At 45.0% G+C, this 19,006-nt stretch carries 19 protein-coding genes and 1 pseudogene; 10 read left to right on the plus strand and 10 right to left on the minus strand.

Annotated features, from left to right (window positions below; translation table 11 throughout):
- Window positions 1–229 precede the first annotated feature (229 nt).
- Window positions 230–1,504, plus strand: coding sequence for a sugar phosphate nucleotidyltransferase (locus GXP65_RS04855; RefSeq protein WP_162092182.1), 1,275 nt, complete (start codon window positions 230–232; stop codon window positions 1,502–1,504).
- Window positions 1,505–1,617: 113 nt separating this feature from the next.
- Window positions 1,618–2,436, plus strand: coding sequence for a helix-turn-helix transcriptional regulator (locus GXP65_RS04860; RefSeq protein WP_038890612.1), 819 nt, complete (start codon window positions 1,618–1,620; stop codon window positions 2,434–2,436).
- A gap of 12 nt (window positions 2,437–2,448) precedes the next feature.
- Here the strand turns inward: GXP65_RS04860 and GXP65_RS04865 are convergent, their stop codons facing one another.
- Together GXP65_RS04865 and GXP65_RS04870 are read right to left on the minus strand one after the other, a co-directional pair.
- Window positions 2,449–3,534 carry a DUF3541 domain-containing protein gene (locus GXP65_RS04865; protein ID WP_162092183.1) on the minus strand — a complete coding sequence of 362 codons (1,086 nt, stop codon included), beginning with the start codon at window positions 3,532–3,534 and terminating at the stop codon, window positions 2,449–2,451.
- 69 nt (window positions 3,535–3,603) lie between these two features.
- Window positions 3,604–4,212: an alpha-ketoglutarate-dependent dioxygenase AlkB gene (locus GXP65_RS04870; RefSeq protein WP_162092184.1), complete on the minus strand. Its 609-nt coding sequence runs from the start codon at window positions 4,210–4,212 to the stop codon at window positions 3,604–3,606.
- A gap of 139 nt (window positions 4,213–4,351) precedes the next feature.
- Here GXP65_RS04870 and GXP65_RS04875 point away from each other — a divergent pair, with 139 nt between their 5' ends.
- Complete coding sequence (locus GXP65_RS04875; protein WP_162092185.1) at window positions 4,352–5,710, plus strand: diguanylate cyclase; 1,359 nt, start codon at window positions 4,352–4,354, stop codon at window positions 5,708–5,710.
- A 357-nt stretch (window positions 5,711–6,067) separates the two neighbouring features.
- Here the strand turns inward: GXP65_RS04875 and GXP65_RS04880 are convergent, their stop codons facing one another.
- Complete coding sequence (locus GXP65_RS04880; RefSeq protein ID WP_162092186.1) at window positions 6,068–7,624, minus strand: DUF3612 domain-containing protein; 1,557 nt, start codon at window positions 7,622–7,624, stop codon at window positions 6,068–6,070.
- Window positions 7,625–7,798: 174 nt separating this feature from the next.
- Between GXP65_RS04880 and GXP65_RS04885 the strand changes: the two genes are divergently transcribed.
- Window positions 7,799–8,377: a malate synthase gene (locus GXP65_RS04885; protein ID WP_005432536.1), complete on the plus strand. Its 579-nt coding sequence runs from the start codon at window positions 7,799–7,801 to the stop codon at window positions 8,375–8,377.
- Window positions 8,378–8,488: 111 nt separating this feature from the next.
- On the opposite strand, the gene GXP65_RS04890 is transcribed toward GXP65_RS04885, so the two are convergent.
- Window positions 8,489–9,502 carry a GGDEF domain-containing protein gene (locus GXP65_RS04890; RefSeq protein WP_012130090.1) on the minus strand — a complete coding sequence of 338 codons (1,014 nt, stop codon included), beginning with the start codon at window positions 9,500–9,502 and terminating at the stop codon, window positions 8,489–8,491.
- A 291-nt stretch (window positions 9,503–9,793) separates the two neighbouring features.
- Here GXP65_RS04890 and GXP65_RS04895 point away from each other — a divergent pair, with 291 nt between their 5' ends.
- The 3 genes from GXP65_RS04895 to GXP65_RS04905 are packed head-to-tail and all read left to right on the plus strand — an operon-like array spanning window position 9,794 to window position 13,397.
- Window positions 9,794–11,146, plus strand: a complete 1,353-nt coding sequence (locus GXP65_RS04895; protein ID WP_162092187.1) for a DASH family cryptochrome — start codon at window positions 9,794–9,796, stop codon at window positions 11,144–11,146.
- Window positions 11,146–12,690: a cryptochrome/photolyase family protein gene (locus GXP65_RS04900; RefSeq protein WP_162092188.1), complete on the plus strand. Its 1,545-nt coding sequence runs from the start codon at window positions 11,146–11,148 to the stop codon at window positions 12,688–12,690. The genes GXP65_RS04895 and GXP65_RS04900 overlap by 1 nt, the downstream gene beginning before the upstream one ends.
- On the plus strand, window positions 12,690–13,397 hold the full coding sequence (locus GXP65_RS04905; RefSeq protein ID WP_162092286.1) for an SDR family oxidoreductase: 708 nt from the start codon (window positions 12,690–12,692) through the stop codon (window positions 13,395–13,397). The genes GXP65_RS04900 and GXP65_RS04905 overlap by 1 nt, the downstream gene beginning before the upstream one ends.
- 53 nt (window positions 13,398–13,450) lie before the next feature.
- Here GXP65_RS04905 and GXP65_RS04910 read toward each other — a convergent pair whose 3' ends face one another.
- Window positions 13,451–13,597 carry a DUF2256 domain-containing protein gene (locus GXP65_RS04910; RefSeq protein ID WP_010450720.1) on the minus strand — a complete coding sequence of 49 codons (147 nt, stop codon included), beginning with the start codon at window positions 13,595–13,597 and terminating at the stop codon, window positions 13,451–13,453.
- Window positions 13,598–13,641: 44 nt separating this feature from the next.
- Window positions 13,642–14,784: a peptide-methionine (R)-S-oxide reductase MsrB gene (msrB, locus tag GXP65_RS04915; protein ID WP_027726693.1), complete on the minus strand. Its 1,143-nt coding sequence runs from the start codon at window positions 14,782–14,784 to the stop codon at window positions 13,642–13,644.
- 184 nt (window positions 14,785–14,968) lie between these two features.
- Here msrB and GXP65_RS04920 point away from each other — a divergent pair, with 184 nt between their 5' ends.
- The 3 genes from GXP65_RS04920 to GXP65_RS04930 all read left to right on the plus strand — a co-directional run bounded on the left by GXP65_RS04920 (window position 14,969) and on the right by GXP65_RS04930 (window position 16,414).
- The gene (locus tag GXP65_RS04920; RefSeq protein ID WP_005530136.1) at window positions 14,969–15,367 is read left to right on the plus strand and encodes an OsmC family protein; all 399 of its coding nucleotides are present in this window, start codon (window positions 14,969–14,971) and stop codon (window positions 15,365–15,367) included.
- A gap of 111 nt (window positions 15,368–15,478) precedes the next feature.
- Window positions 15,479–16,033 (plus strand): sugar O-acetyltransferase, encoded by a 555-nt coding sequence (locus GXP65_RS04925; RefSeq protein WP_162092189.1) that lies wholly within the window; start codon window positions 15,479–15,481, stop codon window positions 16,031–16,033.
- 147 nt (window positions 16,034–16,180) lie between these two features.
- A complete protein-coding gene (locus tag GXP65_RS04930; RefSeq protein WP_039842780.1) occupies window positions 16,181–16,414 on the plus strand; it encodes a hypothetical protein in 234 nt (77 codons plus the stop codon).
- 73 nt (window positions 16,415–16,487) lie between these two features.
- Here GXP65_RS04930 and GXP65_RS04935 read toward each other — a convergent pair whose 3' ends face one another.
- The 4 genes and pseudogenes from GXP65_RS04935 to GXP65_RS04945 form a co-directional block, all read right to left on the minus strand.
- Complete coding sequence (locus GXP65_RS04935; protein ID WP_005432518.1) at window positions 16,488–16,670, minus strand: hypothetical protein; 183 nt, start codon at window positions 16,668–16,670, stop codon at window positions 16,488–16,490.
- A gap of 223 nt (window positions 16,671–16,893) precedes the next feature.
- Window positions 16,894–17,580, minus strand: coding sequence for a YafY family protein (locus tag GXP65_RS04940; RefSeq protein WP_162092190.1), 687 nt, complete (start codon window positions 17,578–17,580; stop codon window positions 16,894–16,896).
- A gap of 16 nt (window positions 17,581–17,596) precedes the next feature.
- A pseudogene (locus tag GXP65_RS25470) lies at window positions 17,597–17,911 on the minus strand (antibiotic biosynthesis monooxygenase).
- Between the two features lie 69 nt (window positions 17,912–17,980).
- A complete protein-coding gene (locus GXP65_RS04945) occupies window positions 17,981–18,889 on the minus strand; it encodes a LysR family transcriptional regulator (RefSeq protein ID WP_162092191.1) in 909 nt (302 codons plus the stop codon).
- Between the last annotated feature and the right edge of the window lie 117 nt (window positions 18,890–19,006).

Genomic DNA, 19,006 nt, shown 5'->3' on the forward strand with positions numbered 1-19,006 from the left:
TATGAGTAAGACTCGCTATCCAGTTCGCTCCAAACACGTTAAGTGATAGGAGTTAGCCACTTCGGCGGGTTTTATTTTATTAAGCTACCGAATGAGAGGTGAGTTAAATATTGGGTAGGTCATTGCCCGATAATATTCATTATTGAGTAAATTGACACCTCAATTGAATAGTACTTGCGTACGGTTTGCATTTACTTTCTAAATTATTAATAGAATAAGGAAGTTGTACGTGACGTCAAAAATCGTATCGGTGGTATTAACCGATAGAGGTTGGAATGGGCTAGTTCCACTCACTCAAACCTGCTGTAAATCCATCATACCTTTCATAGGTTCTCATCGTTTAATTGATTTTTCGCTAACCAACCTCATTCAAGCAGGGATAAAACGTAATCTCATATTGAGTCGGTTCCACTGCTCGTCTTTAATGGATCATCTAAAGCATGCATGGGGAGACTACAAATCAAGAATCGAAGTGCTTGAGCCAATTTATTCTCAGGCTAAGCAATTACCGGTTTTACGACAAAATTGGACAGATGTTTTGTTGCAGCATTTGGATGCCTTTAATCGACCCACTGATGAGCACGTTTTATTGGTTGGTGGCGAGCAAATCCATCGTCATTACATCACTTCTTTACTTCAGTATCATCAAATCCAACGAGCCGAACTTACGTTAGTCGTAGCTCAAGTCCCTGTAGAGCAAGCCTCTCAATATCATGTGGTTGAGCTCGATGAGCAGCGCCAAGTCATTAGTATTCAACACCAACCGCAAACTCCTACAGAAATTCCGAATAAACCGGGCTTTGCAATGGTGCTAACGGAAAATTACCTCTTTCAGCGGCCCGTGTTGGTCAAAGGTCTGTTTAATAATGCCAAGAAGCTTGATGGTAAGCATGACTTGACCAAGGACATCGTCTCTTTGCTTGCTCGTAGAGTGAAAACGGCATTGTTTGACCTTGGCGAGATTGACGAAAAACAAGCACCTACGTACTGGCATAACGTTAATAATCTTGATGATTACTGGCGACTGCAGATGATGATGCTGGTGGAACAGAGTGTTGTGGGTAAGAGTGGTACTGATGCACTGTTGAGTCAAAGGGTTGAATCTAAAAGACCAATAGAATATTGCAACATCGAAGAAATCAAAGTTCGCATTAAAGACAGTTACATTGCCTCAGGTTGTCAGATAGAAGGAGCATGCGCGATTCGCTCCGTGATTGGTGAGGAGTGTGAGTTAGGCAGAAACAGCATTGTGCATGAATCCATATTAATGGGGCGCTGTAAAATTGGAGCAAATAGCCGGATTACGCGAACCATCATTGAAGAAGATGTTGAGATCGCCCCAGGCACAGTGATTGGTGAGAAACCAAAAAGAGACAAAGCGCGCTTTGAGATGACTGACGGTGGCTTAATTGTCATTCCAAAGGGCAGCCGCGTTGGTTTTGAGGAAGAAGCCACCCCACTGCATGAAAATTACCCCGAAGGCATTACAGATAACGTCGTGTAATGCAGGTATCTTGAGTTGAAGTGTTATTGACTCACACAATCACAATTTGGTGTCTATTCTAATTATAACTACACATATTTTTCGCAATTATTGGCGCTTGGCCAGGAGAAAAAATGCAGTTCGACCGACTTCAATTTGCCGATGCATTGAAGCATTTCAGGAAAAAATATAAATATTCACAAGACAGTTTAGCGGAGCTGCTTTCTTCTTCGCATCGTGTATTCTCGAGCTTGAATCAAGCAACATTGAGCCAGTGGGAAAGGCAAAAAATCGAGCCAACGCTACTAAGGCGTCTTGGTATCGCACATTTCTTTCAGCAGCCTTACCACTATGATTCTCAGGAGTTAAAGATCGTTAAGAAAGCCCTGCAACATCCGGTCAATTTTCAAAATTTAAGCACGGTATACGACTATGAAATCACTCATACCGGTCACGTGCCTTTTGATAAGTTGGAAGAGGAGGATAGGGCTTTAGTGATCGATTCTCATCTGAGAATGAACGGGGGAGATATCATCGATACTCTTAATGAGCTTGAGCTTCATCAGCCCAAAATCTATTGTTTTTACTATAGAAAAATGTTGGTAGGGCACGTGGTCTATGAGCAGAAAAACAACTCAATTTATTTGGTGAGTGTGGTCTTTCTTACCAAGTCGATTCGAACTCAAATATTGAATCACATTGCTGGGATCAGCAAAGGTCTTATGGTTTATTTTCCGATCCGAGATCATAGCTTGAATCAGTTTATGGAAGATTGCTTCTTAGAAAGGTGTTGCTCTAGTCACAGCATTACTTTCTATACAGGCACCAGTCGTCAGTTTTTTGAGAATCCGATGATCAAAAGTGTTATGCAGGGGTTCCAAGATTTTCGATTGGTTCGATACGAGCAAATGTTGAAAAGTAAAGCTTTTAAGCCTGCCCACTCGATCCTGTAACCTGCGTTGATATCAGTGCTTTGACACTAACCCACAAGGCAGAGACTCAAATGCGTGAGGCTGGTTTTGTATTGTTGGGGCTTGGTGTACACCTTGCCAATCCAGCAGCATGATGGCCAACACATTGCGGTGTTCACCATATTTCAAGTCGTAGTCCCCTTCCACGGAAGGGATCATCCCTTGCTGCGTATTAATAGCACTTTGGATTGCTTGACGAGTTTTTTCGACGACTGGGTCATTATCCAGCCCCGCAAGGAGAAATGAAATCCCGACCTCGGCAATCACATCCTCTTTGGAACGCAAAATGATGGTGTCGATATTGTCGCGGAAGTAGTCATAAATCCACTGATGGTCAGCTTCATTCACCTGTTTTTGGTAATACTGCGAATCACCCAAAATAATGTGAGTCATACCGTAGATCTTATTACTGTATTGCTGCGGTGACAGTTTTTTATCTTGGTTGTCTGGGTAGGTCGTGCGAAATGCATCGGTAAATGCATTGACCACATCTTGTTCGCCGAGCTGACGTAGCCAGTAGACCTGGTTCGCCAATTGCGCCGCCCAAGCTTCTATCATCTCTGGATCAGTGGCGTAGCGTGCGAAATCGTATCGACGTAAGACACCCCTTAGCGTTTTGTCTTGTTTGTGTTTTAAGCCGTACTCGTCAGCTCTTGCCATTGCTCCAATCAGATCGATGCCTAAGTAGAGGTATTCTGGTTGGTGCTTGGTAACGGTGTAGCGACGTTGGCTTCGCTCGTCTTCTTTATCGTGGTAAGTCGCTAAACGTGCTTCTGAGTAGAGAAAAATTTGCTCGGGTGCAGTGACTTCATTGGCAAAATGATTGAGACGGTTCGCGACTTGTGCCATGTCTGTCCATACGGCGGGTAGATACTTGTCATTTAACGTTTGGCGATACATACGAAGGCCGAAATGCCCCTCTCGAAACGCAGGCAAGGTATATAGCTGCGATTCGTACGTATCTTTGATCAACTGTGCGGACTGTGAATAGGTTAAAACCGGTGCCTCTTGAGAGGCTTGCGCCTGAAAAGCCAGTGAACAGGAGAGCAACACGGCTAAGCTGAGAGGTCTGATACGCATAAACACATTCCGATTGAGAGCCAAGATTCAAGCCTAGCATTAATGCATTTTTGATATGTAATGACTCAGTCAATAGTTGGTTACGATATGGCGGAAAGTCAGATTAATACGCTCGCCTTTTGGTTTTGCCGTTTTAGGAACGGCATGCTTCCAGTGATGTTGTAACTCTCCGGCCATAATGAGCAGAGAACCATGGCTAAGCTCATATTCTAATTGGGTTTTACAATGTAAATTCCTTAGAACAAATCGGCGAGTTTCCCCCAAGTTGATAGAAGCGATTACAGGGTTTCTTCCTAGCTCAGGCTCATTGTCTTGATGCCATCCCATAGAGTCTTGGCCATGACGATAGAGATTCGCTAAGACAGAGTTAAATTTCACCTCAGCAATGGCTTCACTGCGTGTTTTCAGTTCAATCAGTTCCGGTGTCCAAGAGTGAGGAGTCATGGTTAGTCCTGAATAAGTGTAAGCGGCGTCACCATGCCACGCTTGTAGTCGAGGCTGTAATACCGATCGTCCAAACATCATGATGCTTTCTTGTTGCCAAGGTAAGGTTGCGCGAAGCTGCGAAAAGCAGCGATCAGCATCCAAGTGACCGAGAAAGTGAGGATCATAGTAGATCTTCCCTTGTGCTACTTCTTGCCAAAATGAGCTTTTGAATAAATCGCCTTGTACTTGCATCTCACTTTGCCTTTTTGATAGATAAGATTTTTAGATATTTATTACCTTTAAGATAGCTATTGGTTATCCTTAAGGTAAATAAGTATTTTAACAATAATTAAAGAAAACTCTTGGAACGCCGAGAGTTAGTGAGGAACAGATGCAGTACTCATCGAAGAAGCAAGGCTACTTTGCATTGTTCTTCCTCACTTTTTTTGCCCTATGCGTTGGAGTCATTGAGTTGTTGCACCACAACCAGCTCAACCTTCACCGAGAGCGACTTCAAGTTGAGGCCAAAGAACAACTTTCTATGCTCCGCTCCAATTTAGAAGCGGACCTGATGGCTGACATATACAAAGCTAGCACGCTTGCGACTCTTATTACATTGCTACCGAACCATGAAAACCGCAAGTTAAACATGGCTGCGAATCGTATCATCAATAAAAGCAATCATATTACGGTAATCGGCATCGCGGAAAATGATGTGGTAAGCCATATCTATCCACGTCGAGGGAACGAGCGTGTTATTGGGCTGGATTACCGAACGGTGCCAGCGCAGTGGGTTCAAATCCAAAAAGCCAAAGACATTCAAGAGATATTCATCGCAGGTCCAGTCGAGCTCGTTCAAGGTGGGCGAGGATTGATTGTTCGTGTGCCTGTATTTCGTGATCCCCCAATAAACAAGGATTACTGGGGTGTGATCAGTGCTGTGATCGACTTTAATGGTTTGCTCCGAGAAACCGGGGTGATGGACTTCTCTTCTCATTACCCGATGACCATTCGTGGTTATGACAGCAGTGGCGAGCTTGGCGATATATTTTTCGGTGAGCCGAAGCCTAGTGGGAAGGTTTATGCCAAAGAGCAAGTGCATTTTCCCTACGGAGGCTGGAGCTTGGCGGTGTATTCCGGTGCGGATTTAGACCAGCAATTACCATGGTACACATTGCAGCTAACGAGATTAGTCGGCTATCCGATTGTTCTTGGATTAAGTATTGCCCTGATTGTGATTTACCGATTGTATATTGTGGCCGATAACCGAGCACTGCATGATGAACTTACCCAATTGCCCAATCGTCGTTACTTTATGCAATCTTACAAGCATCAATTTCAGATCGCGAAACGCTATAAAAAGCGCTACAGCTTTGCGCTTGTGAACATCGATCTTGATCGCTTTAAGCATATTAACGATACCTATGGTCATGATGCAGGCGATAAAGTGCTGATCGCCTGTGCTGAGCGGATCAGAAGCAGTTTACGACGTTCGGATATTGTGGCTCGCATGGGAGGAGATGAATTTCTCGTGATTGTCCACAATCCGAAAACGGAAGACAGCATTCATGCTCTAGTGAAAAAGCTTCGTTTTGCCCTGTGCTCGAATCCAGTCATTTATGAACAAGACTTGATTTATCTTAGAACTAGCATTGGGTATGCGATGTTTGATCCTGAAATGACATCACCTCAACAGATGATGAAAATCGCCGATGAACGCATGTATCAGCAAAAACACTACGGTGGATAATCAGTAAAACCATGAATCTAGAGCCCCGCACACTGCGGGGCTTTTTAATTTTGAATTTCTTTCTTATTAAAACGCCATTTTGCTGACAAAGGGATTAGTAGCAATGCGCATGGTGGCATATTTGCATTGGTTTGCATTTTGCAAATGCGATTTGCAAAATGTGTGCTCAATAAAGCACCAATATGCATCAGGATCGAAGAAAAAAGGCGTTTTTAAAAGTTGGCACGCATCGTGCTTTATACAGATTGACCCTTATTAAGCCGAGGGTCACCTAGCCAACTGACGTTGTTAGTGAATACACATTGTTCACAAGTATATACCGCCAATCACCTTTATTGTGATTGGCGTTTTTTCTTTCTAGAGCTCGATAATTTGCGGCTCGTCACCTGAATCCGCTGATTCACCGCACTTGTTATAACAACTTGGTTGTCTTGGACACACGGCTCCTCGTGAACAAATCAATCTTGCTTGGGTCTGAATTCCCCTTTCTATCCAGTTGATGTTGAGAATCTTGGCTATCGTGGTGAGATCTTTCTTGATGTGCTGAGGTATGACAGTACTTCCCCCTGAAGAGACACACAGCGATTTCAGCTCTTCTGCAATGGCAATCGCATCCCCGCCCTGAGCTGAGATAGCAGGGTTGAGGTCAATACCTGCGCATAGAACGCGGTTGTTGCCCGCTGGGTCGAAGACATTGACTGACTCACAGCAATAGATACGTGGCTCGTTACCGACATTAAGAATCGAAATTTGTGCTGAACTGGTGTCCAGAGGTTGTGATAAGCGACGGAACACTGCCCAGTGCTGACATGGGTCGTTGACCTTGCGCATATTCCCCCAAGGAAGCGGGATACCATTACCACGATATACGGCTTTGAGTTTACCCGGGCCATAGGCATCAAAGTAATGCCAATGCGGATAAGGTGATACGACCGTCATTCGGCGCATCGCAACAGAAGGGGAGACGCCCGCTTTTTTGTGTACATCGATTTCATAACCAGAGCGGTCGAGCAATTGGCGAAACGGTACTTTTGGACACAGCAGGGCTCCAGCAAAGAAGCTTGATTCAAAATCACGCCACGCTTGTAAAATGTCTTGTGAGTTAAGCTCAGAGTTCGATACTTGCGAGCCGCTTTGCTCCCAGTTGTTCTGATGCCCAATCGACAATACATTACTCATGCCGTCGCTGCTGTGCAGTACACGATGGCCAATGTATACGGCTAAGTCGTATTTCAGGCGTGTTGGGTAGTCGCGCATGCGCTTGTTGAGGTAAATCGTCCCTGGCGCCTCCATAAAAGAGGTGATCAGCTGCTTCGCACTTACGCCAAGCTCATCAATCACATCCTGTGGCGCTCGGTCTACCCAACGAATGTCCAACCCCATGCTTTTAGCAATGTCGATCAGATCTTCCACTGACAAGTTCAGGCGCTTTAGTCCGACTTCTTCAGCGGCTCGCTCTAGATCTGGGAAGTGGTTTTGATGGTTCTCTTGGTGGGCCCGTATCAACAGATGAGCAAACTGACGCCCAGTGATACCAGTTTGGGAGAGCATTTCTGGTATCGCGATTTGCAGGATGTCATTGGAGAACAAGAAACTCGGTTCAAGGGCCATACCATTGATGCCACCACGATTACCTTTATTCGGTGTGATCGCTTCCAGCTCTGGCTCATCATCTAAAAACCATGCAGGCTCTTTTTGGAAAACTTCGGCGATCACTTCCAACATATCGATACTTGGAACGCGTTTTCCACGCTCGATCATCGATAGGTAAGAAACCGACGGCGCGTACTCAGGATTGACCCTAACGCAACGTGCAGACAAATCTTCCATCGTTAAATGGTTGTTCTTCCTCAGGTTACGAATTTTCGTCCCGAGAAAATGAGATTGGCGGATAAGACTTTTTGACACAGACATTTTGTAAAATTCACATTGTAAAATTTTTGTTGTGAAATTGTAGTCAATAATTCGCTAGTCTACATAATGAGCAGGCAAGGAAATTAACCATCCACTTCACAGAATTGCCTGAAACTTAAACAAGGGTTTTAAGTTTTTACTCTAGGAAGAGTGTTTAAGTGCGAGGAAACGACGATGAATATGCTGAATTTCGATAAAAAAGACATCCAACAACAAGAACGCCCATTTATCGCTGAAGCCGTATTTGCCGTCGAGGCGGTAAGTGCTGAGCAGCAAAGCGAGAAGCAAGTTAAGGCGAAGCAACTACTGGACCGTATGTTCCCACTGGAGAATGGCTCACACCAAGACGTGTCAAGTTATGTGATTGATTACCGTCATGTAATGGCCTACTTCAAAGACGGTACACACAGCGGTCTGAAAAGCCCAAAACATTTTGTAGCGTACACTGGTGAGAAAGAAGATCCGAAATCGATCCTATTTAAAGATGAGTCAGGCAGCCACGTAGAAGTGATGTTTGGCTGTCATAAAGGCACGGGTTGTGTGGAGTTGATGGACATTGATGACATTCAACTGGAAACACGTACTACCTTCAGCCCTGAGCTAATTGGTAATGCACCGACCGCAATGCGTCATTGGATCAGCCTAATTAAAGGTGATAAGAAAGGAAAACCGATGGCGTGTAGTGAAGACAAAGAGTACACCGCGAAAAACGGCGACGACTACTTCCTTAGCTACTGCTACAGCATTGATTAAATGGTTTAGAAAGCACCATTAATAACGATCCAGCCCAAGAAAGACAAAACCCCAAGTACATGCTTGGGGTTTTGTCTTTTAACAGGGGCGGTATGAGCTGGCGAGCAAGCTCTACAGCGGCATTACTCGGTTTCGGCCCAGTTGTTTTGCTTCATACAACTGTTTATCAGCCTTATTAACCAAGCTTTCCAACGTATCGCCAACTTCATACTCTGCGACACCAAAAGAAGCGGTAATACTTTGCACTTGGCTGCCCGAACGTTTGTCACGGACACGCAGCTTTTCGATCATTCGGCGTAACGTATCGGCATATTGACGACCGATGCGCAAAGATTTATTCGGTATGATCAAAGCAAACTCTTCGCCACCAAAGCGGTAAGCGCTGATGCCATCACGACAGCTTTGTTGCAGACGACGTGCGATGGCTTTGATAACGGTATCGCCAAACAAGTGGCCGTAATTGTCGTTAAATGCTTTGAAGTGATCAATATCCAGCATAACCAAGGTCATTGCTTGATTGCTGTCGATCAGCATTTGGAGGTCACTGTCGAAAGCACGGCGGTTATACAGATTGGAAAGACCATCGAAAAGAGCGTCTTTTTGTACTTCAGCCAATTGGTTTTTTAGACGAGAAATTTCTTCACTAGCCGTCGTTAGTTGGCTATTTAGAAACTGAGTCGAGTGACGAATTTCACGAGATTCCGCGACGAGCTGACGAACCACATTCATCACTTCTTCAATACTCAGGCTATTATCTTCAACCTTTTCGAGCTTGTTAAAGCTTTTGTCCACCATATCAGAGAAGGAGGAGGTATCCGTAATAGTGTCACTCATCGAGCTAGATACTTCACCCAACAGTACTTCTACGTTGGTTTTGAGTTCTTCTAAACTGGTTTCGGCTTTACTCGCGACGTAGCTGTTGTAGAGCTGCTTGTGCATCGCTGGTGGGCAGACGTCATAATTCTCCAGAACCATATCTAACTCTTGGTTAAGCTCTGGGATGGTTTTGTCTACGTAGGTGTACCACAAGGCGTAGTTTGCTGGTGTCGCTGCTACGTGGTTCTTGATCATTAGTGGTACCGCTTTTTTTAGATTCGCGGTTGATTTTTTAAATTCGTCGGTCATTTCTGCAATGTGGCAAGCAAAATGGAATTAGGTTAAGGGTAACGGATATAAAACAATATCGCTTTATTTTTTGTCATTTTTGCTTGGTTTTCTTAAAAAAAATGAGCAAAAAATCAAATACGTCTATGAATATTAGAGTTTGACTAAATAATTTATAGAATTAATTTTAACAAATTGTTTACCAAGGACTTTTGCGGAACAATTTGTAAACATAACAACTTACTGTCTGATCGTGAAGCAGCATTGTGCGTAAGAACTTGTATAAGCAAAAACACACATGGAACGCTTCTTTTGAATAAAACAATCGGAATGTACTGGTTTACCAACGATTTGAGGATGCATGATAATCCGCTGCTCACCCGAGCCAGCGAGGAAGTCGACGCATTAATATGTGTCTATTGTTATCCGAAACTGTCTCAATTTTTAGCTCACTTCGCACAGGAATCGATGTTTGGGTCGGCCAAGCAGCAATTTTTAGATGAGTCATTACACTGCCTCAATCTGTCCTTGAATGCATTCGCTCAGCGCTTACAGGTTGTTGACTTACATCCTTATCAAGCCATCAAACATGCTGTAGAGAAGCTTGGCGTGACACATCTGTATTGTGATGCGTTCCCTGGCTCAGAAGAGCAAGACGTGGTTGATCATATCCGCCAAGAATCAGAGCATTTAACGATTTGTCAGCAGGAAGTGCGCAGCCTATTTACCGTTGAAGACCTGCCGTTTGCCCTTGAAGACTTGCCTGACACTTTTACTAAGTTTCGTAAAAAGGCGGAGAAAGTATCGCTGGCGGAACCATTCGCCACAGTAACGGCCTTACCACCAACCCCCTTAGGACTTGCCTTGCCAACCTTACGACTGATTCGCGACGTTAAGCCTTGCCTGTTTACCGGTGGCGAGCAAGCAGGGCTTGAGCACGCTCGTCGGTATTTTTCCTCGACATTGGCCAGCGAATATAAGCAGACGCGCAATGGCTTGGATGGTATGGATTACTCGACTAAGTTTTCACCTTGGCTAGCTCATGGCTGCCTTTCGCCAAAAACTATTTATGCCATGCTCAAGCGTTATGAACGTTTGAAGGGAGCAAACGAGTCGACCTACTGGATTTACTTCGAGCTTTTATGGCGGGAGTACTTTTATTGGTATGCCCGTCGACACAAACGACAGCTTTTCCGATTCGGTGGCATCCAAAATCAAGCACCTCTCACCAGCTTTTATGCACATCGTTTTCAGCAATGGAAAAAGGGAGAGACCCCGTTTCCCATTGTGAACGCTTGCATGCACCAACTTAACGAAACCGGTTACATGTCCAACCGCGGCAGACAGTTGGTCGCCAGTTGTTTAGTGCATGAACTTGGCCTCGATTGGCGTTATGGCGCGGCGTACTTTGAGTCACAACTGGTTGATTATGATGTGGCATCGAACTGGGGAAATTGGCAATACCTAGCGGGCGTCGGTGCTGATCCGCGTGGTTCACGACAATTTAACCTCGAAAAGCAAACCGAAATGTACGACCCGCACATGGAGTTCATCGATAGGTGGCAAGGTCGTTGTGCTGGCGCGCATTTGGATAGTGTAGACATGGTCGATTGGCCTATCGTAATGGGCAGCAGTGACAAAGCTTCGTCATCGGAGAAACCGTAATGCAATTTGAAACCGTACGATTGATCTTGGGCGATCAACTTAACAGTGAGCACTCTTGGTTTCAGCAACCGGATGAGCAAGTGCTTTACCTGATTGCGGAACTCAAGCAAGAGAATACTTACGTCACGCATCATATTCAGAAAGTGTGTGCGTTCTTTTCTGCAATGGAACAGTTTGTGAAAGAACGTCAGAGTGAGGGCCACCAAGTTTTGCACCTCACATTGGATGACACACAATCCTTCGACGATCTTGAGCAAGTCTTACAACACTACGTGAGCGAAGTTGGTGCAAGTAAGTTTGAATATCAACGCCCCGATGAATACCGTTTACTAGAGCAGTTAGCCAAACTAAAGCTTGATGGGGTCGTGACACGTTGTGTCGATTCGGAACATTTTTTGTTGCCGTTTGAGGAAATAGAATCGCAGTTTCCTCAAGGCAAACACATCATGATGGAGCACTTCTATCGCCGCATGCGCAAGCGCTTCGACATCTTGATGCAAGACGGCAAACCAGTTGGCGGGAAATGGAATTACGATGCCAATAACCGTAACAAGCTCAAGGCCCAAGACATTGAAAAACTGCCACAACCTTTGATGTTCAGTACCGACGTCAGTGGCATTATTAAGCGGCTGGCACGACATGACATCAAAACCATCGGAAATCTCGAAGGGGGCTTGTTGTGGCCGATTAATCGCGCGCAAAGCCTGTCTTTACTCGCGCATTTCTGCCAAGTCTGTCTGCCGCTATTCGGCCGTTTTCAAGACGCCATGACAGGCCAGCATGATGCTAAGTGGAGCTTGTATCACAGCCGAATTTCATTCTCGCTCAACAGCAAATTGCTGCACCCGAGAGAAGTCATTGATGCATCACTCAAGGCATTTCATTCCAACGCGGACATCGACATTTCTCAGGTTGAGGGGTTCATTCGCCAAATCTTAGGTTGGCGAGAGTACATTCGTGGCGTCTATTGGGCGAACATGCCTCATTACCCGAAAAAGAACGAGTTGGGCGCAGAAAGAAAGCTGCCAGACTTCTTTTGGAATGGCGAAACCAAAATGGCATGTATGCGCAATGCGATTGGTCAGTCTCTCGATTACGCCTACGCACACCACATCCAACGTTTGATGGTCACTGGTAATTTTTGCTTGTTAACCGAGATCGTCCCAGATCAAGTGGATGAGTGGTATCTCGGTATCTATGTTGATGCAATTGAGTGGGTAGAAATGCCAAACACTCGTGGCATGGCGTTGTTTGCGGACGGCGGTATTGTTGGTACCAAGCCTTACGCGGCGAGTGGCTATTACATCAACAAGATGAGCGACTACTGCAAAGGCTGCTATTACGACAATAAAGCGCGCAGTGGCGAAGGCTCGTGTCCGTTTAACAGCTTGTATTGGCGTTTTATGAACAAGCACGACAAGCGTCTCGCAACCAATCCAAGAATCGGGATGATTTTCCGCTCTTGGGACAACATGGAAGAACAACAACGCCAAGCGATACTCGATACCGCAGAGCATTACATAGAAAACGTGGAGAACTTGTGATGGAAATACTCATCATCGGTGGTAACGGTGGAATTGGTTTGGCGATGGTGCAAGAAGCCGCAGCTCGGTTCCCTCAAGCTCGCGTGCATGCCACTTATCGTAAGCTGCAACCAGATTGGCAACACCCAAATGTCGTTTGGCATCAAGTGGATGTATCGCAAGAAGGGGAGGTAAAAGCGTTTAGTGAGCAGATTGAACACGTCGATTGGTTGGTGAACTGCGTTGGTATGTTGCACACCCAAGAGAAAGGCCCTGAGAAGAATCTTAATTCGCTCGACGCAGACTTTTTTCAGCAAACCATCATGGTTAATACTTTGCCAAGTTTACTGTTGGCGAAATACTTCACACCCAAGCTAAAACGCAGTACTGCACCTAAGTTTGCGACCATTTCGGCCAAAGTTGGCAGTATTAGCGACAATCAGTTGGGTGGTTGGTACAGCTATCGTGCATCGAAAGCCGCATTAAACATGTTCCTCAAAACTATGTCGATCGAATGGCAAAGAATGGTCAAGCACGGTACGGTGCTATCGCTTCATCCAGGAACCACAGACACCGCTTTGTCGGCACCTTTTCAAACCAATGTGCCAGAGGGAAAATTGTTCACACCAGAGCGAGTCGCAAAGGATCTATTCGGCTTGATAGAAAAAGCAACCCCGCAAGATAGCGGGGCGTTTTGGGCTTATAATGGAACGTTATTGCCTTGGTAAAAGCGTTATTACAAAAGCAAAGCAGCACGATGTGCAGAGAGGGTCGGAGTGCCCTACGTTTTCGTTGATCTATTTCTTCGGCAACGCTCAGAACAATAAACGATTTCCTCCCAATTTCGCGCCCACTTCTTTCTCCAAGAAAATGGGCGCTGACAGACCGGACAGACTTTCATGGGAAGGTTGGATTTAAAACCTTTCATCGCGCTGAATGTTCACTCCTAATTTGGTTAACACAGAGGTCTAGCTACTTATCAAATAGGTAGAGATAATCGCCATAGCCTAAACTCGCCATCTTGTTCACTGGTACAAACTCCATTGCGGCTGAGTTCATGCAGTAACGTAATCCCGTCGGCTTTGGACCATCTTTAAATACATGGCCAATATGCGAATCACCAAACTTACTGCGGATCTCTGTGCGCGGATAAACCAGTTTAAAGTCGGTTTTCTCTACGATGTAGCCGGGGTTAATTGGTCTGGTAAAACTTGGCCACCCTGTGCCGGATTTGTACTTATCGGTTGATGAAAACAAAGGCTCGCCGGTGACGATATCAACGTAAATGCCTGCTTCTTTGTTGTCCCAATACTTGTTGTTAAAAGGGCGCTCCGTACCTTCTTCTTGTGTCACGTAGTATTGAAGCTCAGTCAATTTAGCTTTGATTTCTTTGTCTGAAGGTTTCTCGTATACCTTTACTTTCGTCACCAACTCTTTTTCGTTGATAAGTTCACGCAGTGTTTTTGGGTTGTCTTTACGATCTTCACCAAACACTTCGTCGAGGTATTTATCGCGACCTGATGCGTAGCGGTAGTATTTGTACTTCAGGCTACTCTTCTTGTAGTAATCCTGATGGTACGACTCCGCAGGGTAGAACTTTTCAAACTCGATCAGTTCTGTTTTCAACGGTTTTGGATAGATCATCGCCTTGTCGATTTCCATCATAAACTGCTCAGCAATCTGCTTTTGCTCCGCATTATGATAGAAGATCGCCGGGCGGTATTGGGGACCACGGTCGACGAATGAGCCTTTGTCGTCAGTCGGGTCGATATGGCGGAAGAAGTAGTCCAACACTTGTTCGTAGTTTACGACAGCAGGATCGTACTTCACCTCAATCACTTCAATATGGCCAGATTTGCCAGAAGAGACTTGTCGATAAGTTGGGTTTTCTAAATCACCGCCTGAGTAACCAGAGACAACATCTAACACGCCGGGCAATTGTTCTAAATCGGACTCGGTACACCAGAAGCAGCCACCTGCAAGTGTTGCGATGTCGGTTTTACCAGATGCGTTCATCTTATCCATGGTATCGGCGGTACCTGTTTTACTTAGTAAGATGAACAGTACAGGGAGTGTGAATGAGAATCCCACCAATAGCTTAGATACTTTCTTCATAACTTCCTCAAACGTCATTTTCTCAATGAATCTTACGTAACAGGACAGACTGAAGAGCGAAAAAATTACAGTGAAGATGAAAATTTCTTTGCCCTTTTTTTCAAGGGGGCTACAGTAACGGCATAAAATACACGCTCATCGGAAGACAATTATCGGTGAGGCAGAAGCATTAATGAGGGAAACCATGCAAGCAGAAGTAAAATGGGTCGAAGACTTTAAATTCCTGGGTCAGTCTCAATCTGGTCACTCAGTCGTGATGGATGGTAATGGCGGTGCAACAGCGCCAAGTCCGATGGAAATGGTTCTTATGGCCGCAGGTGGTTGTAGTTCTGTAGACGTTGTTGATGGTCTGAAAACGGCAGGCCAGAAAGTGGCTTCTGTTAACGCGAAGCTAACCACGGAACGTCGTGAAACCGCGCCACGCATCTTTACTCAGGTGAACATTCACTTTGAAGTTTCTGGTGAAGCACTAGACCCAGAAATCGTAGCTAAAGTGGCGGCGGACTCATTGGAAAAATACTGCTCAGTGTGCCTAATGCTAGGTGAAGGTGTTGAGATGACTCACAGCTGGGAAATCGTATAACTCCGACGTGACACAACGACAAAATAGGAAAGAGAAAAGCCCGTGCTTTTCTCTTTTTTTATTCCTCTTTTACGCTAATCTAGCTTGGTCAAAAGTTGTAGGAATGATCCAGTGACCGAATTAGAGAAAATGATGTCGGGCCAAATATTTGATGGTACCGATAAAGAAATCGAAGCAATGCGTTCTAGTGCTACTCATGCGTTGATGGCGTTTAATAACAATACCGATGAATCTCAACGCGATGCGTTTCAAAAGAATCTATTTGGTAAAGTTGGGCGAAGCATCATCCAAGCTCCGCTGCATTGTGAATTTGGTAAGACGATTGAAATCGGCGAAGAGACCTTCATCAATATGAATGTCGTGATGTTGGATGGCGCTAAAATCACCATTGGTAACCACGTTCTTATCGGCCCTAGTGTTCAATTCTATACCGCTTCGCACTCTCTGGATTACCGTAGCCGACTCAAGTGGGAAACCTTTTGTAAGCCAATCACAGTTGAAGATAGCGTCTGGATCGGTGGCAATTCGGTCATCAACCAAGGGGTAACTATTGGTGCTCGCTCAGTCATTGCTGCTAACTCAGTGGTAAACAGAGATGTTCCACCAGATTGTCTATATGGCGGTACGCCTGCCAAATTGATTCGTCGCCTAAACGAGGACGAGTAATCACACATACCCACGGCGCTTATTCTCATAACCAATAAGCGCTTATTTACATATCAATTTCATTAATTTATAAATTTCATGTGCTTATATCGAAAGTTATGACGTTTTAACAAGAATGAATTCACCAGAGCGAGTTCAGGAGCTGATATGTCAAATAAGACGGAAGTTGTTATGTGTCCTTCGTGTGGTGTGGAAACGCATCATGTTGTGGTGTTGGTCAGAAAGAAAAGTGCTTTTGAGGGAGATAAGAATCGCAGTAAGAAGGAATTCATTTCTGGCTTTCTAAAAAGCACAGTGTTTGGTGCTTTCCTTGCGTCTATGGATGAGTTCTCTCGTCATCTAATCTGCGAAAACTGCGGCAACAAGATCATTCAAGATTGATCGTGATAGCCAACTACCAATCAAACAAAAATGAGCTCGAGTATTGAGCTCATTTTTTATCGCTGCCTGTTACTTAAGAATGGAAGATGACTTGCTCGTCTTCCGTCATTACAAGCGTTGCTTTGTTTTGTTCGATAAGTTGCGCGGCATAAGAAGGCGTCACGGCTTGCATCTCGCCTTTTGCCTTAAGAGCCAGAGATTCCCACGCTTGATCACGATATTTACCCGCTTGGGTGTATTGAATCAGTACTTTCATAGCTTCACACTCCGGTGTGGTTGACGTGCTACTTAAGTTAGCGCTCCTATGATGGTTGCGCACCTGTTAAAAATGAAACATTAGATTAACTAAATGTTCATGTGCGTAGTGTAGCAATATGCACGGACTCTAAGTGTCAGATAATAAATGGTTTTTCTTTAATAAGGCGTTTAGATTTGCACTACATCCCCATTCAGAGGCATTTTTGTACAATGCATGAGATTCAATCCCTCGGCTTATACTGTGCAATATAGTGCTTGAGAGATTTGGTTTCTTCTACAAAGAATTCTTCATCATGCATTCGCATCGCTTGGATTCGATCTAGGCGGAATTGGCGATAATCTTGGCGTAGTTCGCACCATGCGACGAGTGTCCAAACCTTGCCCCAAAAGAACTGGCCTAACGGTTGGATTTTACGTTCGGTCACTTGCCCGCTCTCGTCCTCATAATCCAAGCTGATCTTAAAGTTGTTATCGATGGCATGACGCAGCAATTGTCCGCGTTTCGCGCTTTCTGACTGGATGTGATACTCAGGTACAATCAGTGGGCAGTCTTCCACTTGTTGTTTGAGTTTGTCGGGCAATACGGAAAGGATTTTAGCAGAAGCGGATCGCGAGGCATCGGCGAGCTCGGCATCAGACCAAGCGCGTACCATACGCATACCGAGCTCTAGTGCCATCATCTCTTTTTCGCTGAACATTAATGGCGGTAAATGAGAGCCGGCTTGTAGCATATAACCGACTCCAGCTTCTCCTTGAATGGGAACTCCAGAGTTCAGCAACGACTGAATATCACGATAAATAGTGCGCTCGCTGACTTGCATGGTGTCTGCCAGCTCTTTTGCTGTCACCGCATAACGTTTAGCACGTAACAAAGTCAGTAGTTCAAACAGTCGCTCTGATTTGCTCATGGTGTTCCTATCTCGGTCAGTCTTCTAATTCGCTGCACATCTTCACGCTGTGATGTTTCATCTCAACACTTTCGGGCTCAATCAGGTTCATTAGCGGTTTACAATCTTCGCATTGAGTAAACAGTTTGCTTGCATTCGTTGCGTCTGCCTGTGACCGCCAGTAAATGATATCAGTCCACGTATTACTTGCAGCCTCGTGACTCAATGAGCGGTATAAAAAACCTGGCTGTTGTTTCACGAAGTTTTGTTACTGTTCTGCCGCAGCGATAAAGTCTTGTTCTGTTGCGCCATTGGTCAGACGAAATTGTACAGTTTCAATCACAGTTTCCATGTTTTTTCCTTATTTCTGTGGGTTGGTTAAGTTCGAAATAAGGTTAACGTGATGGAGTGTCAGAACCTGTCAGTAGCGATCCCAGTACGGTGTATCAGTGCCGAGTTTTTCGCTGATGAAGTCAATGAACACTCGCACTTTCAATGGCATGTGTTTGCGTTCGGGGAATACGGCATAGATGGCATGCTCTGGTAATGCGAACTCTTCCATCAGTGGTTTTAAGTTGCCAGCAGCAAAGTCTTTCCCTGCAATAAAAGTCGGCAATTGAGCGATACCAGAACCTCTCAAAAGCAACTGGCGAATCGCTTCGCTGTTGTTGACCACAAAGTTGCCTTTGGGTAGCACTTTATACTCGCTACCGCTGTTGATAAACATCCACTCGACGCCGCCTCGGAAATACGAATAACGCAAACAGTTGTGCGTCACCAAATCGCTTGGTTTGGTTGGTACGCCAAATTCTTCTAAATATTCTGGAGAGGCGCACAGTACGCTTTTACACGGAGCAAGGCGCTTAGCGACAAGGTTAGAAGTCGCAAGTTCGCCAATGCGAATCCCCAAATCAAAGCCTTGTTCAACCAAATCCACTATGGCGTCTTCTAGCTGTAAATCGACCTCAATTTTCGGGTAACGTGCGAGAAATTCGCTGATAAGTGGCGCAACGTGCAAAACACCGAAAGACATCGGGGCTGTGATTTTGAGCCTACCTTGCGGTGAGCCTTGCAACTCAGAAACGGCATCGACACCTTGTTGAGCAAGGTTGACTGCTTGTGAAGCGTACTCGAAGTATCGACGTCCAGCTTCGGTTAAGCTGAGCTTTCTTGTGGTGCGATTAAGCAAGCGAATACCGAGGTCATCTTCGAGTTGATTAATGCGTTTGCTGATCGCCGATTTGGTGAGGTTCAACTGCTTGGCAGCAAGGGAAAAGCTGCCGCATTCGACGACAGCGACAAATACTGGCAGTGATGCAATGGCATTCACGGTGTGCTCCTAGGTTATTGGGGTATCTATTATTAGTTATATTGTTGAGCAAAACGCTACAATCATTTTCCAATTATAGAGATTATCTTAAAGAAGAAAACAATTAGACTATGCGGC

This window comes from Vibrio sp. LB10LO1, from assembly GCF_010092875.1.
Classification (GTDB): domain Bacteria; phylum Pseudomonadota; class Gammaproteobacteria; order Enterobacterales; family Vibrionaceae; genus Vibrio; species Vibrio campbellii.

Bases quoted from the DNA above. Each gene is read 5' to 3' on its own strand.
- GXP65_RS04860 (WP_038890612.1), top strand. From the start codon at position 1,618: ATGCAGTTCGACCGACTTCAATTTGCCGATGCATTGAAGCATTTCAGG.
- GXP65_RS04865 (WP_162092183.1), bottom strand. From the start codon at position 3,534: ATGCGTATCAGACCTCTCAGCTTAGCCGTGTTGCTCTCCTGTTCACTG.
- GXP65_RS04870 (WP_162092184.1), bottom strand. From the start codon at position 4,212: ATGCAAGTACAAGGCGATTTATTCAAAAGCTCATTTTGGCAAGAAGTA.
- GXP65_RS04875 (WP_162092185.1), top strand. From the start codon at position 4,352: ATGCAGTACTCATCGAAGAAGCAAGGCTACTTTGCATTGTTCTTCCTC.
- GXP65_RS04880 (WP_162092186.1), bottom strand. From the start codon at position 7,624: ATGTCTGTGTCAAAAAGTCTTATCCGCCAATCTCATTTTCTCGGGACG.
- GXP65_RS04885 (WP_005432536.1), top strand. From the start codon at position 7,799: ATGAATATGCTGAATTTCGATAAAAAAGACATCCAACAACAAGAACGC.
- GXP65_RS04890 (WP_012130090.1), bottom strand. From the start codon at position 9,502: ATGACCGACGAATTTAAAAAATCAACCGCGAATCTAAAAAAAGCGGTA.
- GXP65_RS04900 (WP_162092188.1), top strand. From the start codon at position 11,146: ATGCAATTTGAAACCGTACGATTGATCTTGGGCGATCAACTTAACAGT.
- GXP65_RS04905 (WP_162092286.1), top strand. From the start codon at position 12,690: ATGGAAATACTCATCATCGGTGGTAACGGTGGAATTGGTTTGGCGATG.
- GXP65_RS04910 (WP_010450720.1), bottom strand. From the start codon at position 13,597: ATGAAAGGTTTTAAATCCAACCTTCCCATGAAAGTCTGTCCGGTCTGT.
- msrB (WP_027726693.1), bottom strand. From the start codon at position 14,784: ATGAAGAAAGTATCTAAGCTATTGGTGGGATTCTCATTCACACTCCCT.
- GXP65_RS04920 (WP_005530136.1), top strand. From the start codon at position 14,969: ATGCAAGCAGAAGTAAAATGGGTCGAAGACTTTAAATTCCTGGGTCAG.
- GXP65_RS04930 (WP_039842780.1), top strand. From the start codon at position 16,181: ATGTCAAATAAGACGGAAGTTGTTATGTGTCCTTCGTGTGGTGTGGAA.
- GXP65_RS04935 (WP_005432518.1), bottom strand. From the start codon at position 16,670: ATGAAAGTACTGATTCAATACACCCAAGCGGGTAAATATCGTGATCAA.
- GXP65_RS04940 (WP_162092190.1), bottom strand. From the start codon at position 17,580: ATGAGCAAATCAGAGCGACTGTTTGAACTACTGACTTTGTTACGTGCT.